Annotated in this window: 16 protein-coding genes; 12 read left to right on the forward strand and 4 right to left on the reverse strand. The window is 63.7% G+C overall.

Features of this window, described 5'->3' with window-relative positions; translation table 11 throughout:
* Positions 1-114 precede the first annotated feature (114 nt).
* Positions 115-1,065 carry a lipoyl synthase gene (gene lipA, locus AC2FME_RS08220; RefSeq protein ID WP_170419103.1) on the forward strand — a complete coding sequence of 317 codons (951 nt, stop codon included), beginning with the start codon at positions 115-117 and terminating at the stop codon, positions 1,063-1,065.
* Positions 1,062-2,216 (forward strand): amidohydrolase, encoded by a 1,155-nt coding sequence (locus tag AC2FME_RS08225; protein ID WP_496800159.1) that lies wholly within the window; start codon positions 1,062-1,064, stop codon positions 2,214-2,216. The genes lipA and AC2FME_RS08225 overlap by 4 nt, the downstream gene beginning before the upstream one ends.
* Here the strand turns inward: AC2FME_RS08225 and AC2FME_RS08230 are convergent.
* Positions 2,206-2,355: a hypothetical protein gene (locus AC2FME_RS08230; RefSeq protein WP_496680788.1), complete on the reverse strand. Its 150-nt coding sequence runs from the start codon at positions 2,353-2,355 to the stop codon at positions 2,206-2,208. The genes AC2FME_RS08225 and AC2FME_RS08230 overlap by 11 nt on opposite strands.
* Before the next feature lie 47 nt (positions 2,356-2,402).
* Positions 2,403-2,945: a hypoxanthine phosphoribosyltransferase gene (gene hpt / locus AC2FME_RS08235; protein ID WP_149775254.1), complete on the reverse strand. Its 543-nt coding sequence runs from the start codon at positions 2,943-2,945 to the stop codon at positions 2,403-2,405.
* 75 nt (positions 2,946-3,020) lie between these two features.
* Here hpt and AC2FME_RS08240 point away from each other — a divergent pair, with 75 nt between their 5' ends.
* Positions 3,021-3,467: a type II toxin-antitoxin system RatA family toxin gene (locus AC2FME_RS08240; protein WP_496688227.1), complete on the forward strand. Its 447-nt coding sequence runs from the start codon at positions 3,021-3,023 to the stop codon at positions 3,465-3,467.
* 38 nt (positions 3,468-3,505) lie between these two features.
* Entirely contained in the window at positions 3,506-4,801 is a 1,296-nt protein-coding gene (locus AC2FME_RS08245; RefSeq protein WP_496800160.1) for an MmgE/PrpD family protein, read from the forward strand.
* On the opposite strand, the gene pyrC is transcribed toward AC2FME_RS08245, so the two are convergent.
* Entirely contained in the window at positions 4,798-5,835 is a 1,038-nt protein-coding gene (pyrC, locus tag AC2FME_RS08250; protein ID WP_496800161.1) for a dihydroorotase, read from the reverse strand. The two genes, AC2FME_RS08245 and pyrC, sit on opposite strands and share 4 nt — an antisense overlap.
* Before the next feature lie 144 nt (positions 5,836-5,979).
* Between pyrC and AC2FME_RS08255 the strand changes: the two genes are divergently transcribed.
* Positions 5,980-6,888, forward strand: coding sequence for an AAA family ATPase (locus tag AC2FME_RS08255; protein WP_496688230.1), 909 nt, complete (start codon positions 5,980-5,982; stop codon positions 6,886-6,888).
* A gap of 37 nt (positions 6,889-6,925) precedes the next feature.
* Positions 6,926-8,179, forward strand: coding sequence for a vWA domain-containing protein (locus AC2FME_RS08260; RefSeq protein ID WP_496800162.1), 1,254 nt, complete (start codon positions 6,926-6,928; stop codon positions 8,177-8,179).
* A 3-nt stretch (positions 8,180-8,182) separates the two neighbouring features.
* Here the strand turns inward: AC2FME_RS08260 and AC2FME_RS08265 are convergent, their stop codons facing one another.
* Positions 8,183-8,683: a hypothetical protein gene (locus AC2FME_RS08265; protein WP_496679754.1), complete on the reverse strand. Its 501-nt coding sequence runs from the start codon at positions 8,681-8,683 to the stop codon at positions 8,183-8,185.
* Between the two features lie 175 nt (positions 8,684-8,858).
* Between AC2FME_RS08265 and AC2FME_RS08270 the strand changes: the two genes are divergently transcribed.
* From AC2FME_RS08270 to AC2FME_RS08295, 6 genes are all read left to right on the forward strand, one after another.
* Positions 8,859-9,410: a YeeE/YedE thiosulfate transporter family protein gene (locus AC2FME_RS08270; protein WP_496679757.1), complete on the forward strand. Its 552-nt coding sequence runs from the start codon at positions 8,859-8,861 to the stop codon at positions 9,408-9,410.
* 3 nt (positions 9,411-9,413) lie between these two features.
* Positions 9,414-10,007: a DUF6691 family protein gene (locus AC2FME_RS08275; RefSeq protein ID WP_496800163.1), complete on the forward strand. Its 594-nt coding sequence runs from the start codon at positions 9,414-9,416 to the stop codon at positions 10,005-10,007.
* Positions 10,008-10,114: 107 nt separating this feature from the next.
* Positions 10,115-11,083 (forward strand): XdhC family protein, encoded by a 969-nt coding sequence (locus AC2FME_RS08280; protein WP_496800164.1) that lies wholly within the window; start codon positions 10,115-10,117, stop codon positions 11,081-11,083.
* On the forward strand, positions 11,080-12,084 hold the full coding sequence (locus tag AC2FME_RS08285; protein WP_496688238.1) for a molybdopterin-binding protein: 1,005 nt from the start codon (positions 11,080-11,082) through the stop codon (positions 12,082-12,084). Before AC2FME_RS08280 ends, AC2FME_RS08285 begins: the two co-directional genes overlap by 4 nt.
* A 148-nt stretch (positions 12,085-12,232) precedes the next feature.
* Positions 12,233-12,718 (forward strand): (2Fe-2S)-binding protein, encoded by a 486-nt coding sequence (locus AC2FME_RS08290; RefSeq protein ID WP_073279505.1) that lies wholly within the window; start codon positions 12,233-12,235, stop codon positions 12,716-12,718.
* 81 nt (positions 12,719-12,799) lie between these two features.
* Positions 12,800-15,160, forward strand: a complete 2,361-nt coding sequence (locus AC2FME_RS08295) for a xanthine dehydrogenase family protein molybdopterin-binding subunit (protein ID WP_496713134.1) — start codon at positions 12,800-12,802, stop codon at positions 15,158-15,160.
* Positions 15,161-15,246: the final 86 nt, after the last annotated feature.

Raw genomic sequence — 15,246 nt, forward strand, 5'->3', positions numbered from 1 at the left:
ATTCTGCATCTGCAAAACGCTGACGCATGGCAGCTATGCATGGCTGGCGTAATACATCCGACCGGTTTATGTTATGCACCAACCAAATTGACCCAAAGTCAGGAAACCGGCCCCGTGCGCGATCTGAAAATCCCTGAACAACGTCACCCGGAAAAGGCGCATAAGCCCGACAATGCGCAGCCGAAAAAGCCCAGCTGGATTCGGGTGAAAGCGCCCGGCGGCAAGGGCTATGCCGACACGCGCCGGATCATGCGCGACAACAACCTGGTCACCGTCTGCGAAGAGGCCGGATGCCCGAACGTGGGCGAATGCTGGAGCCAGGGCCATGCGACCATGATGATCATGGGCGAGATCTGCACCCGTGGCTGCACCTTCTGCAACATCGCCACCGGTCGCCCCGATGCGTTGGACGCGTTCGAACCAGGCCGGGTGGCACATGCGGTGGAAAAGCTGGGCCTGAACCATGTCGTCATCACCTCGGTTGACCGCGACGATCTGGCCGATGGTGGGGCCGAGCATTTCGCTCAGACCATTCGCGCGGTACGTCACCGCTCCCCCAAAACAACGATCGAAATCCTGACCCCGGATTTCCTGAAATGCGATCCGTCGGTTCTGGAAACCGTGGTCGCGGCCAAGCCGGACGTGTTCAACCACAATCTTGAAACCGTGCCGGGCCTGTACCCCGAGGTGCGCCCAGGCGCGCGCTATTTCCACTCACTGCGGCTGCTGCAACGGGTCAAGGAATTGGACCCGTCGATCTTCACCAAGTCGGGGATCATGGTTGGTCTGGGCGAGAACGAACAGCAGGTGCGCCAGGTCATGGACGACATGCGCGCCGCCGACATCGATTTCCTGACCATCGGCCAGTATCTGCAGCCCACGCCGAAACACCACCGCGTGGACCGCTTTGTCACGCCCGAAGAATTCGCGGCCTATGAAAAAGCCGCCTATGGCAAAGGGTTCCTGATGGTTTCGGCCACGCCGCTGACCCGCTCGTCTTACCATGCGGGCGATGATTTCGCGCGCCTGCGAGCAGCGCGACAGAAAAAGCTGGGGCAGGCGTGACGCCGCAAGCGCTGGCGCAACTGACTGCGCTGCGCCACGCGTTGCACCAACGGCCCGAGGTCTCGGGTGAAGAGTCTGAAACTGCCGCCTTCATCGCCGAGCAATTGCGCGGTGTGACCGGCCGGGTTCTGACCGGAATCGGTGGGCACGGGGTCGCGGCCGTGTTCGACTCGGGCCAGCCGGGGCCCACCGTGGGCATCCGCTGCGAACTGGACGCGCTGCCGATATTGGAGATGCCGGGTAAACCCTGGTGCTCGCAGGTTCCGGGCAAAGGTCATCTGTGCGGCCATGACGGCCACATGGCCATGGTGTTCGGCGTAGCGCTGGACTTGGCGCAAACGCCGGTGTCGCGCGGTCGGGCCGTGCTGATCTTCCAGCCCGCCGAAGAGACCGGTCAGGGCGCACGCGATTTTCGGAACGACCCGCAATACGCTGAAATACAGCCCGATTTCCTGTTTTCTCTGCATAACCTGCCGGGGCTGGACCTGGGCGCGGTCGAACTGTGCTCTGGCCCGGCCAATTGCGCCTCGCGCGGGATGCGGGTGCGGCTGATAGGCAAGACCTCGCACGCCGCGGCTCCGCAGGACGGGCTGTCGCCGGCCTCGGCCATGGCGCAGTTGATACCGGCCCTGACCGCCTTGGGGTCGGGCGGAGAGCTGACCGAGGATTACGCGCTGACCACCGTCACCCACGCCCAACTGGGGGCCCCGACATTCGGCGTGGCGCCGGGTGAGGCCGAGATATGGGTGACGCTGCGCACCGTCTCGGACGCGCGCATGGCGCAACTGGTCGATCAGGCCGAGGCGCTGGTCTGCGAGGCCGCGGCCGACGAGGGGCTGGGTGTCGAGATCACCTATGACGACGTGTTCGAGGCCTGCGTCAACCACCCGGAGGCCGTGCAGATCCTGGCTCAAGCCTGCGTACAGGCCGGGGTGCAACCGCGCCTGACCACCGCGCCGCAAAGGTTTTCGGAGGATTTCGGGCAATTCGCCAAGGGGTCGAAAACCGGCATGTTCTGGCTGGGGGCCGGGGTTGACCATCCGCAACTGCACAACCCCGACTATGACTTCCCTGACGCGCTGATACCTGTCGGCGCGGGCATCTTTCTGGCGGCAATCCGTCAGGTGCTGGACGCGCCGGTCACGGGCTGAGCTTGCGCGGCTGGCTGGTTGCCCATTCGGGCCACCAGCCCATGTATTCGATAACCGCAATTAGCAGACACAACACGATTAGACCCAGTACCAGCTTGACCCGCTGGTCCGAGGGCGGATTGCGCGCCCAGCGGGACATTCGCAGAAGGTGGCGCAGGATCATGGGGCCTCGAATCCGCGGCGGGATCAGTCTTGGGTAAAGCGGACCTTGCCGATGAAGGGCAGGTTGCGGTTGCGTTGCGCATAGTCGATGCCATAGCCCACGACGAATTCGTCCGGGATCTCAAAGCCGATCCAATCGGCGCGGAAATCGACCTCGCGGCGGCTGGGTTTGTCCAGCAGGGCAATCGACTTGAGCCGTTTTGGCTGGCGGCTGCGCAACAGGTTGGTGACGTGGTTCAGCGTGTGCCCCGTGTCGACGATATCTTCGACCACCAGCACGTCGCGTCCTTCAATTGCGCCGCGCAAGTCTTTGAGAATGCGCACTTCCCGGCTGCTTTCCATTGAATCTCCATAGGAGGACGCCTCAAGAAAATCGACCTCGATCGGCAGGTCCAGTTCGCGTACCAGGTCGGCGATGAACACGAAGCTGCCGCGTAGCAGGCCTACGACCACCAGCTTGTCGGTATCGCCGAATTCGCGAGTGATTTCGCGGCACAATTCCTCGATCCGTGCCGCGATGGCCTTGGCCGAGATCATCTCATCTATCACATATGCGCGCTGGCTCATGGCTGCCCCCTTGATCTTTGGCGCGCAACATACGACATGACGCGCCATTGTCACGTTTCAAATGCCCAGGTTGCCATGCCCACTCATTCGGAAACTCGCCACCTCCCATACAGCGCGCAGCAGGTGTATGATCTGGTCGCGGATGTGGCGAAATACCCCGAGTTTCTGCCTTGGTGTGCAGCCGCGCGGATCCGGAGGACCTATGCGGCGGGCGAGGCGCAGGTGATGGAGGCCGATCTGGTGATCTCGTTCAAGGTGTTCCGCGAACGGTTCGGCAGCCGGGTTACGCTGCACCCCGATCAAAGGAAGATCGACACCGAATACCTGGACGGCCCGTTTAAATACATGAAATCCGACTGGCATTTCGAGGACGCCCCCGAAGGCGGCTGCAACGTGTCCTTCCACGTGGATTTCGAGTTCAAGAACGCCGTGTTGCAAGGCATCATCGGCGTGGTCTTCAACGAGGCGATGCACCGGATCGTGCGCGCCTTCGAACAACGCGCGGCCAGCCTCTACGGCTGAGGGTTTACCCGGCGCGGGCGCACGTTAGACTGCGCCGCATGACTGATTTCACAAGCGCTCTTTCCGAATTCGCCGCGGGTCCCGTGTCCACGACTGCGCAGGCTAGGATCGTCACGTCTTTGTCCGCGCTCGATTGGTTGGCGGTCGGGCGCGCAGGCGTCAACGAACCGGTCTCGCGCATCCTGCGGGAGATGGTGCTGGACGAAGGCGGGTCCGGACAGGCCACCCTGTTCGGCGGCGGGACCGCGCCGATGCGCGCTGTGGCTTTGGTCAACGGCACGGTGTCGCACGCGCTGGACTATGACGACACGCATTTCGCCCATATCGGCCACCCCTCGGTGGCGGTGTTTCCCGCCGCACTGGCCGTGGCCGAATGGCAGGACCAACCCATCGTCGATCTGCTGGAATCGGCCTTGGTGGGGATGGAGCTGTCCATCCGTGTCGGCCTTTGGCTGGGGCGCGGGCATTATCAGGTCGGGTTTCACCAGACCGCGACGGCGGGGGCGTTCGGAGCGGCCGTGGCAGCTGCCCGCCTGCTGGGATGCGATCCGGCAGCCATGCGCCGGATTCTGGGGCTGACCGCGACCCGGGCGGCGGGCCTCAAGGCGCAGTTTGGCACCATGGGCAAGCCTTACAATGCGGGGCAGGCGGCTTCGGTCGGGGTCGAGGCCGCGCTGCTGGTGCAGCGGGGGTTCGTTCCCAATCCCGACGCCCTGACCGGTCCGTTCGGGTTTGGCGCGACGCATCACGGTGCCGATGATACAGCCTCAGCTCTGTCGGGACTTGGGGATGAGTGGCTGATCGAAAGCGTCAGCCACAAGTTCCACGCCTGCTGCCACGGGCTGCACGCCGCGCTCGAGGCGGCGCGCAATCTGGACATCGCCGAACCTGAGGTGGCCGAGATCAAGATCCGCACCCATCCCCGTTGGATGAGCGTCTGCAATCAGACCGCGCCGACAACCGGGCTGGGCGCCAAGTTTTCCTATCGGACGGTGATCGCAATGCAGGCGCTGGGATACGATACGGCCCTGCCTGAAAGCTACACGGACAAGGTCTGCGCCGATCCGCGCCTGCAATCGCTGCGCGACCGGATCACGGTCGAAGCGGACGAAACGCTGTCCGAGACTGAGGCCCGCTTGGCGCTGCTGCGGCGGGACGGGGCGCGGCGCGAGGCGACCCACGATCTGGCCGCGCCGATCTCGATTTCCGAACGCGAGGACCGGGTCCGTGACAAGGCCGCCAAACTGATCGGCGCGGACGAAGCGGATGCGATCTGGTCGATGCTGCGCACCGGCGGGCGCGCAGCGGATCTGGCGAAACTACTGGTTGACTAGACCACGCGCCAGTGCAGCGGAAAGCCGGGGGCGAACACGGTGACCGGGCCATCGCGCGTTTCGATCTTGTCGGGGTAGGTGACCGGTTCGCCCTTCTGCAGGGTGATGGTCTGATCGTTGACGGGCAGCCGGTAGAACCTGGGCCCGTTGACCGAGGTAAACCCTTCCAGCTTGTCCAGCGCACCCGCGCGGTCAAAGACCTCCGCCACCAGCGACATGGTGTTCGTGGCGGTGAAACACCCCGCGCAGCCGCAGGACGTCTCTTTGTTGGCGTCGGTATGCGGGGCGCTGTCAGTCCCCAGAAAGAACCGTTCGTCGCCCGAGGTCGCGGCATCGACCAGAGCCTTTCGGTGCTCTTCGCGTTTGGCGACGGGCAGGCAGTAGTAGTGCGGCTTGATCCCGCCCACAAGGATGTGGTTGCGGTTGATGATCAGGTGATGCGCGGTGATCGTTGCGCCAAGGTCGGTTTCGTTCGCGCGCACATACTCCACTCCGTCGCGGGTGGTGATATGCTCCATCACCACGCGCAGGCCCGGCGTGGCCTTGCGGATCGGGTCCAGAACGCGGTCGATGAACACCGCCTCGCGGTCGAAGATGTCGATCTCGGCATCGGTGACCTCGCCATGCACGCAGAGCGGCAGGCCGATCTCGGCCATCCGTTCCAGCACGGGGCGCACCATGTCGAAATTCCGCACGCCCGAGGCCGAGTTGGTCGTGGCCCCTGCCGGGTACAGCTTGACCGCCTTGACCAGACCGCTGGCATGGGCCGCGGCCATGTCGTCGGGGTCGGTATCCTCGGTCAGGTACAGGGTCATCAACGGCTCAAAGCTCATGCCTTCGGGCAGGGCAGCCAGGATACGGTCGCGATAGGACGCGGCCTGAGCGCCGGTCACCACAGGGGGCACAAGATTGGGCATAATGATGGCCCGCGCGAAATGGCGGGCGGTTTCGGGCAGGACGGCCTGCAGCATGGCGCCATCGCGCAGATGCAGGTGCCAGTCATCGGGGCGGCGGAGCGTCAGAGTATCGGTCATGGCGCCGGGCTAGCACAGGTAGGCCGCACGGGAAAGTGACAACAAACCTTGCCAGACGACCAGATTGCCGCAAGTCCCGGAAAGATCACGGTCTTGACGCGCAGCGGCAGCCATGACCTGTTGTGCCAAGGGAGATAGAGACACATGAGCCAGCCAGATACCATCGACGCCGTTCAGAAGATGCTGGGCGAACAGGGCTATGTCTGTAGCCGCGCCCTGGCCACCGTGGTTTTCCTGTCGCTGAAACTGGGCCGGCCGCTGTTTCTGGAAGGTGAAGCGGGTGTCGGCAAGACCGAGATCGCCAAGGCCCTCGCCTCTGGACTTGGCCGCCGCCTGATCCGGCTGCAGTGCTATGAAGGGCTCGATGCGTCCTCGGCCGTCTATGAATGGAACTTTCCCGCGCAGATGGTGGCCATCCGCACCGCCGAGGCGGTCGGAGGGTCCGACCGGAAGGGTTTGCAGGAGGAACTGTTCAGCGGCGACTATCTGATCCGCCGACCGCTGCTCGAGGCGATGGAGCCCGACCCGGCTGGCCCGCCGGTGCTGCTGATCGACGAGCTGGATCGCACGGACGAACCGTTCGAAGCCTTCCTGCTGGAGGCGCTGAGCGATTTCCAGGTGACCATCCCAGAGATCGGCACGATCAAGGCGCCCGAACCGCCCATCGTCATCGTCACCTCGAACCGCACGCGCGAGGTGCATGATGCGCTCAAGCGCCGCTGCCTGTATCACTGGGTCGATTACCCCGATTTCGACCGCGAGCTGGAGATCCTGCACGCCCGCGCGCCCGAGGCCGCCGAGGCGCTGAGCCGCGAAGTGGTGGCCTTTGTCCAGCACCTGCGCACCGAGGACCTGTTCAAGAAACCCGGCGTGGCCGAGACCATCGACTGGGCGAAATGCTTGCTGGCGCTGGACGTGATCAACCTCAGCCCCGAGGTGATCGGCGACACGCTGGGCGCGATCCTGAAATACCAGGACGACATCCAGAAACTGCAGGGCTCCGAGGCCAAGCGCATTCTGGATCAGGCCAAAGCCACGCTCGAACCGGTCTGATGTCGTCGCGGCGCCAAAACACTCCGGGGGCCTAGCGATGGCCGAACAGCTTCCACTGGATATTCCGGCCGATCCGAAACTGGCGCAGAACATCACCCATTTCGCGCGCGCTTTGCGCAAGGCCGGGCTGCCGATCGGCCCCGGCCGCGTCGTTGACGCCATCCGCGCGGTGCAGGCGGCGGGCTTCACCCGCAAGCAGGATTTCTACTGGACCCTGCACGCCTGTTTCGTGAACCGACCCGAGCATCGCACCGTGTTTGCCCAGATCTTCCGCCTGTACTGGCGCGACCCGCGATACCTGGAGCATATGATGTCGATGATGCTGCCGGCCATTCGCGGAGTTCAGGAGGAACGCGCGGCCGAGGCCGGCGAAAAACGCGCGGCCGAGGCCTTGCTGGACGGTGTCGAGCGGGACGAACCGAAAGGCGCGGAGCAAGAGGGCGAAAGCGAAATCGAGATTGACGCCACTCAGACCGCCTCGTCCGAGGAACGGCTGCGGTCGCTGGATTTCGAACAGATGAGCACCGCGGAAACCGCGCAGGCCAAGCGCATTCTGGCACGGTTGCAATTGCCTGTGGACCCGATCGCCTCGCGCCGTGGTCAAGCCAGCCATCTGGGTCGGCGGATCGACCGGGCGCGCACCTTGCGCGCGGCCATGCGCCAGGGCGGCGAACTGCGAGAGATCGCGCTGGTCCAACCGAAACCGCGCTGGCCCAACCTGATCGCGCTGTGTGACATCTCGGGGTCGATGAGCCAGTACAGCCGGATCATCCTGCACTTCCTGCACACGGTCTCGAACGCCAAAGGGGCCGGCTGGGCCAAGGTGCATGCGTTCACCTTCGGCACGCGGCTGACGAACATCACACGGCACCTGCATCAGCGCGACGTCGATGCGGCGCTGGCCGCCGCCGGGGCCGAGGCGCAGGATTGGGAGGGCGGCACGCGCATCGGCGAATGCCTGCACCAGTTCAACCGAGACTGGTCGCGCCGAGTTATGGGGCAGGGGGCCGTCGTGCTGCTGATCACAGACGGGCTGGAACGGGGTGACCCCGATCTGCTGGAAAAAGAGATCGAACGCCTGCACCTGTCGGCCCGTCGACTGATCTGGCTTAACCCGCTGCTGCGCTGGGACGGGTTCGCGCCCAAGGCGCAGGGCGTCGCCGCCATGCTGCCGCATGTGGACAGCTTCCGCGCCGGTCACTCTATTGCATCGCTCGAGGATCTGGCCGCCGTGATCTCAAGACCCGACGACCAGGGAGAAAAAGCGCGCCTGATGGCGGCTTTGTCATAGTAGTTACTGCATCAGTTTCTCATTGCATTCGCGTGCCATTTCCATGGCCTTGTAGGTGCCGGTCAGATCGACGGTGAAGCCAAAAGACTTCTCGGGGAAGACGATCATCACCTTCTGGCGCGCCAGATCATCGGCGAATTGCGGATCGTCCGACAGGACATAGCCGCCCGAATAGCCCTTGGTGATGTTGCCCTTCATGCCAGTTGCCTCGCCGACATAGAGGTTGTCGCCCAAAAGGATCGCGACCCCTTCCTTCTCGCCACGCTTGATGTCGGTTTCGGCCTTGGTAAAGACCCCGACATATCCCACGCCGCGATCTTCGGTCAGGCCCATCTGAACCACGTTTTCCACGTCGTCCACGGCCTCGATCAAGCAGGATTTCTTGTCGTTGTCGATGAAGACCTTCCAGCCCTCGACCTCTCCGTATTTTTCGAATGTGTCTGCCCAGGCGGGGGCTGCCGCGACAAGCGCCGCCAAGAAAGATGCGGAAATGTGTTTCAACATGTTCGTCTCCAAATCTCGAAAATCAGGGATACCGCAGACCGGCGTCGCGAGCGTAGAGCGGCGGCTCGCGTTAATCAACCGGAGGCTCCCGGGCCATTTGATCCAAATCATGCAGGAAACGGAATGCTTAAAATATAAGGGAAATGGAATGTGAGAATCTTCAGGAGGAAATGCCATGCCAATGACCTGGAAAGCGGGTGGAGTTCTGCTCGGCCTTGTGTTCTTTTTGGCGATCTTGCTGGTCAAGCCGATCGGCGTGTCCACGCAGTTCGTCATTCTGGACGGCATCATCGCCGATGCCGTCAACCCGGATTTCGTGACCGCAACCGATGAGGGCTATACCTCGACCAACGCCTATCTGGCGAAATCCGGGGGCAAATACGCGAAATCGGTTGCGAACCCGCTGAACTATTCCTTTGTCTTCGTCCTTGCGATGATGTTGGGCGGGTTCCTGTCGGCTAGGGCCCGGGGCGGTATCGAGGGCCAGGACCGCAAGGTTCCCGCATTGTGGCGGGCGAATTACGGCGACGACCCGTTGAAACGCTATCTGGTCGCCTTTCTGGGAGGTTTCATCGTTTTGTACGGGGCACGGCTGGCCGGGGGCTGCACGTCCGGGCACATGATGTCGGGCATGATGCAGACGGCCGTCAGCGGGTACATTTTCGCCGCCGGAGCTTTTGCCGCCGCGATCACCGTTTCGATCCTGATGTTCAAGAAGGAGGCCTGAGCCATGATGTCGATCATACTTGCAATTGTCATCGGGGTCGCATTTGGCGCGGTCCTTGATCGGGCCGGCGCGTCGAACCCTTCGACCATCAACAAGATGCTGAACCTGACGGATCTGCGGTTGGCCAAGGCGATCATGCTGGCCATCGGACTTGGTTCGGTTCTGATGTTCGGCGGTCAGATGATCGGGCTGGTCGATGTGGGCCACATGTCGATCAAGGCGGCCTATGCCGGCGTCTTCCTGGGCGGGCTGCTGCTGGGGGCCGGCTGGGCGATGGCCGGCTTTTGCCCCGGAACGGGCTTGGTGGCCGCGGCCTCGGGGCGCAAGGACGCGCTGTTCTTCGTGGCGGGCGGATTGCTGGGCGCTGCGGCCTACATGATGACCTATCCGATGTGGAAGGCCAGCGGCCTGCTCGACCCGATCTGGGGCGGAAAGGTAACACTCGGTATCGTACCGGGGTCGGGCTATGATGCTGTAACAGGCCTGCCTGGCGACATTATGGGCATTGTTCTGGGCCTGGCGTTCATCGCCATTGCCTTTGCGCTGCCCGAACGGCTGTTGGGCCAACCCTCAGGGCAAGCGCATCCGGCCGAGTGACGGCCCGCTGCGCATATCCTTGAAAGCCCGGCGCGCGGTGACGTGCCGGGTTGCTTTTCATCCCGCAAAACCTGCTTATGTTGAAGCGGATCAGGCGGGAGGCTCCGATGGACAGATTTGACAACAGCCCGGAAATGGCTCTGGCGTGGTTCCGCAAAGGGCGTGGAGCCGCGTTGGCCACCGTCGTCGAAACCTGGGGCAGCGCGCCCCGGCGGGTGGGTGCCCAGCTGGTCATCGGCGGCGACGGCCGGATCGAAGGCTCGGTCTCGGGCGGATGTGTCGAGGGCGCGGTGATCGTCGAGGCGCTCGAGGCCATGCAGGAGGGCGAGGCGCGCCTGTTGGAATTCGGTGTCAGCGACGAGGATGCCTTTGCCGTCGGGCTGGCCTGCGGAGGCACGATCCGGGTTCTGGTCGAGCCGGTGGGCTCGGTCCTGCCAGAACCGATGCTGGCCGAACTGGTGGCGGCGCGGGCGCGGCGCGAGCCCATGGCCTATGAGGTCAATGTCGAGACCGGCCACCGCGCGCTGCGTCGCAACGCCTATGCGGACCGGCTGCGCATGGATCGCTCGGGGTTCGAAGAAGATGGTCAGACCTTCGTGGCCGTGCACAACCCGCCCTTGCGGCTGATCGTGGTGGGCGCGGTCCATATCGCGCAGGCACTGGTGCCGATGGTGCGGATCGCGGGTTATGATCCGATCATCATCGACCCGCGCGAGGCGTTTGCGTCCAAATCCCGTTTTCCCGGTGAAAAGCTGCTGACCGACTGGCCGGACGAGGCCGTGGCCAGCATCGGTCTGGATGCGCGCACGGCGATGGTTCTGCTGACCCACGACCCCAAGCTGGATGATCCGGCTCTGCAGGCTGCGCTGAACTCGGACGTGTTCTATATCGGCGCGCTGGGGTCGTCGCGCACCCATGCCAAACGGGTGCAGCGGATGACCGAAGCGGGATTCTCGGCAACGCAGTTGCAGCGCATTCATGGGCCGATCGGTCTGGATATCGGTGCTGCAGGACCGGCTGAGATTGCTGTTGCGATCATCGCGCAGATGACGGCCGTGCTGCGGGGCAAGGCATGAAATTCGGCCCTTTACCGGTTGCGGACGCGAAGGGTGCGATCCTTGCGCATTCGGTCATGGCTGGCACGAAAAAGCTGCGCAAGGGAATGATGCTAGGCGACGCGCATGTTGCCTTGTTGACCGAGGCGGGCGTGTCCGAGGTGGTCGTAGCGCGGCTGGAACCCGGCGACTGTCACGAGGACGAGGCCGCGCGCCAATTGGCCGCGGCGCTGACCCCGGATCCGAAGGGTGCCAACTTGCGCGTGACCGATCCGTTTACGGGCCGCGTCAACCTGATTGCGGATCAAGCTGGGGTTGCCGTTCTGGACGTTGAGGCTCTGCTTGCGTTCAATCAGGTCAACCCGATGATCACGGTGGCCACCGTTCCTCAGCATCAGCAGATGGGTGCGGGCGGCATGGTCGCCACGATCAAGGTCATTTCCTACGCGGTGCCGCTGGCGGACGTTCAGCGTGCGGCGAAGCTGGCCAAGGGAGCCATTCGCCTTGCCACGCCGAAGTTTGGCAGCGCCGGGCTGGTGGTGACCGACATCCCCGGCGGGCCGCCCAACGACAAGGGTATCGCCGCGATGCGCGGCCGGGTCGAGGCCCTGGGTCTGAGCCTGGACGACGTGCAGATCGTTCCGCACGCGATCGACGCTCTGGCGCAGGCATTGTCCCGGATGAACACCGATATCGTGATGATCCTGACCGGCTCGGCCACATCCGATGTCGAGGACGTCGCGCCGCAGGCCGTTCGGCGCGCGGGCGGACAGGTGGAGCGCTTCGGCATGCCGGTTGATCCGGGCAACCTGTTGTTTCTCGGGGCTTTGGGCAAGCGGCCGGTCATCGGTTTGCCGGGATGCGCACGCTCGCCCGCGTTGAACGGGGCCGACTGGGTGCTCTCGCGGGTGGCCTGCGGGATCCCGACGACGGGTGCCGATATCGCGGCGATGGGCGTCGGCGGTCTGCTCAAGGAAATCCCGACCCGTCCGCAACCCCGCGCGAAACGCAAAGTGACGTAACGGCAGTTTCGCTCCGCTGGCGACCTGCAATACATGTTGGCAATTGCCCCCCAACGGACGGGTTCGAAACGGCCAAGATTTTTGTTCTCAAACGACTTTTCCCGTGTTTAACTCGGGCCAAGGATAAATACGAAAATGGGAGGAACTTATGACACAGGTCTCAATGACCGTGAACGGAAAGACCGTGAGCGGTGATGTCGAGGGCCGGACGCTGCTGTCCAGCTTTCTGCGCGATCACCTGTCGCTGACCGGTACCCATGTGGGCTGTGACACGGCCCAATGCGGCGCCTGCGTGGTTCATGTGAACGGCGCGGCGGTGAAGTCCTGCAACATGCTGGCGCTCGAGGCGGACGGGGCCGAGGTCGGTACCATCGAGGGGCAGGCCAACCCGGACGGATCGCTGAACGTGATCCAGCAGGCGTTTCAGGATCATCACGGCCTGCAATGCGGTTTCTGCACGCCCGGTATGGTGATGTCGGCGGCGGCCCTGCTGAAGGAAAACCCACGCCCGACCGAGGCCGAAATCCGCAAATACCTGGAAGGCAACCTGTGCCGCTGCACCGGGTACCACAACATCGTCAAGGCGATCATGGCCGCGTCCGGCCAGGACGTCAGCCACATCGCTGCCGAGTGATGCCGCTGCGGGCGCAGGAGGAGGCGCCCGTGGGATGACAGGGATGCGCACAAGCATCCGTTTATGGGAGGAGAACAAGCTATGCCCAAAGACAGTGGCATCGGAGCCAGTTCCAAGCGCCGCGAGGACGTGCGCTTTTTGACCGGAGCGGGCAATTACACCGACGACATCAACATCCGCGGTCAGGCCTATGTGTATTTTCTGCGATCTGACATCGCACATGGCCGGATCAAAAGCATCGACACGTCCGCCGCCGAGGCTATGCCCGGCGTGGTTCGGGTGTTTACCGGCAAAGATTTCGAAGGCGTGGGCGGCATGCCCTGCGGCTGGGAGGTGACCGACAAGCATGGCGCGCCCATGCAGGAACCGCCGCACCCAATCCTGGCGCAAGGCAAGGTGCGCCATGTGGGCGACCCGATCGCGGCCGTCGTGGCCGACAGCCTGGAACAGGCCCGTGACGCGGCCGAAGCAATCGACGTGGATATCGAGGAATTGCCCGCCGTTCTGGACATGAAAGCCGCCGCTGAAGAGGGCGCGCCGCTGGTCCATGACGATCTGAAAAACAATATCTGTTATGACTGGCAGTTGGGCGAGGCCGACGATGACAAGGTGAACGAGGTGTTCGCCAATGCGGCGCATGTCACCACCTTGGAACTGGTGAACAACCGTCTGGTCGCCAACCCGATGGAGCCGCGCGTGGCCGTGGCGGAATACAGCCGGGGCACGGATGAATACACGCTCTATACCACCTCGCAGAACCCGCATGTGATCAGGTTGCTGATGTGTGCCTTCGTGCTGGGCCTGCCCGAGCACAAGGTCCGCGTCGTGGCGCCAGACGTGGGTGGCGGTTTCGGCACCAAGATCTTCCACTACGCAGAAGAGGCGTTCTGCACCTTCGCGGCCAAGGCGTGCAACCGCCCGGTCAAGTGGACGGCCAGCCGGTCCGAGGCGTTCATGTCGGATGCGCAGGGCCGCGACCATGTCAGCAAGATCGAGCTGGCGCTGGATGCCGACAACAATTTCGTCGGGCTGCGGACCCATACCTATGCCAATCTGGGGGCGTATCTGTCGACGTTTTCCAGTTCGGTGCCGACCTGGCTGCACGGGACGCTGATGGCGGGCAACTACAAGACGCCGGTCATTCAGGTGAACGTGCGGGCGATGTTCACCAACACCGTGCCGGTGGATGCCTATCGCGGCGCAGGCCGCCCCGAGGCGACCTATCAGCTGGAGCGCGTGATCGACAAGGCTGCGCGCGAGTTGGGCGTTGATCCGGTGGCGCTGCGCCGGCAGAACTTCATCACGCAGTTCCCCTATGACACGCCTGTGGCGCTGACCTATGACACCGGCGACTACAACGGCACCATGGACAAGCTGGAACAGGCCGCCGATTTCGCGGGCTTCCCGGCGCGACGCGCCGAAAGCGAGGCGCGGGGTAAGCTGCGCGGCCTGGGCGTGAACTGCTATATCGAGGCCTGCGGTATCGCGCCCTCGAACATCGTGGGGATGCTGGGGGCGCGTGCGGGCCTGTATGACGCGGCAACCGTGCGGGTGAACGCCACCGGCTCGATCAGCGTCATGGTCGGGGCGCACAGCCACGGGCAGGGGCACGAGACAGCCTTTCCGCAGGTCGTGGCCGACATGATCGGCATCGACGAGTCGATGGTCGAGATCGTGCACGGCGATACCTCGAAGATCCCGTTCGGCATGGGCACCTATGGCTCGCGCTCGCTGGCGGTTTGTGGATCGGCCATGGTCAAGGCGACCGAGAAGGTGATCGAAAAGGCCAAGAAGATCGCGGCGCATCTGCTGGAAGCCTCCGAGGCCGATATCGAGCTGAAAGACGGTCAGTTCACCGTGGCCGGCACCGATAAGTCGGTGGCCTGGGGCGATGTGACCCTGACGGCCTATGTTCCGCACAACTTCCCGCTAGAGGTCGAGCCGGGGCTGGAGGAGACCGCGTTCTATGATCCGGCCAACTTTACCTTCCCGGCCGGCGCCTATGCCTGCGAGGTCGAGGTTGACCCCGAGACCGGGCAGGTGACCATCGAACGGTTCACCGCGGCGGATGATTTCGGCAACATCATCAACCCGATGATCGTTGATGGCCAGGTGCATGGCGGTATCGGACAGGGGATCGGTCAGGCCTTGCTCGAGAACTGCGTCTATGACGAGAACGGTCAGCTGCTGAGCGCGTCCTTCATGGACTATGCCATGCCGCGGGCCGATGACGTGCCGTTCTATACCGTGGATCATTCGAGCCAGACGCCGTGCACGCACAACCCGTTGGGTGTGAAGGGCTGCGGCGAGGCCGGGGCGATTGGATCGCCGCCTGCGGTGGTCAATGCCGTGATCGATGCGCTGAACTCGGGTGGCAAGGCGGTGGACCACATCGACATGCCGGTCAGCCCGTCGCGTGTTTGGGCGGCGATGAACAGCTGAGTGGAGAGGTTGGTGTGCGAGGGGGCAGCCCCTCGCGCTCCCCGGGATATTTACAGCCAGATGAAGGGCGGTTCCTCGCCTTTCGG

Source organism: Ruegeria sp. BHSC026, from assembly GCF_059613065.1.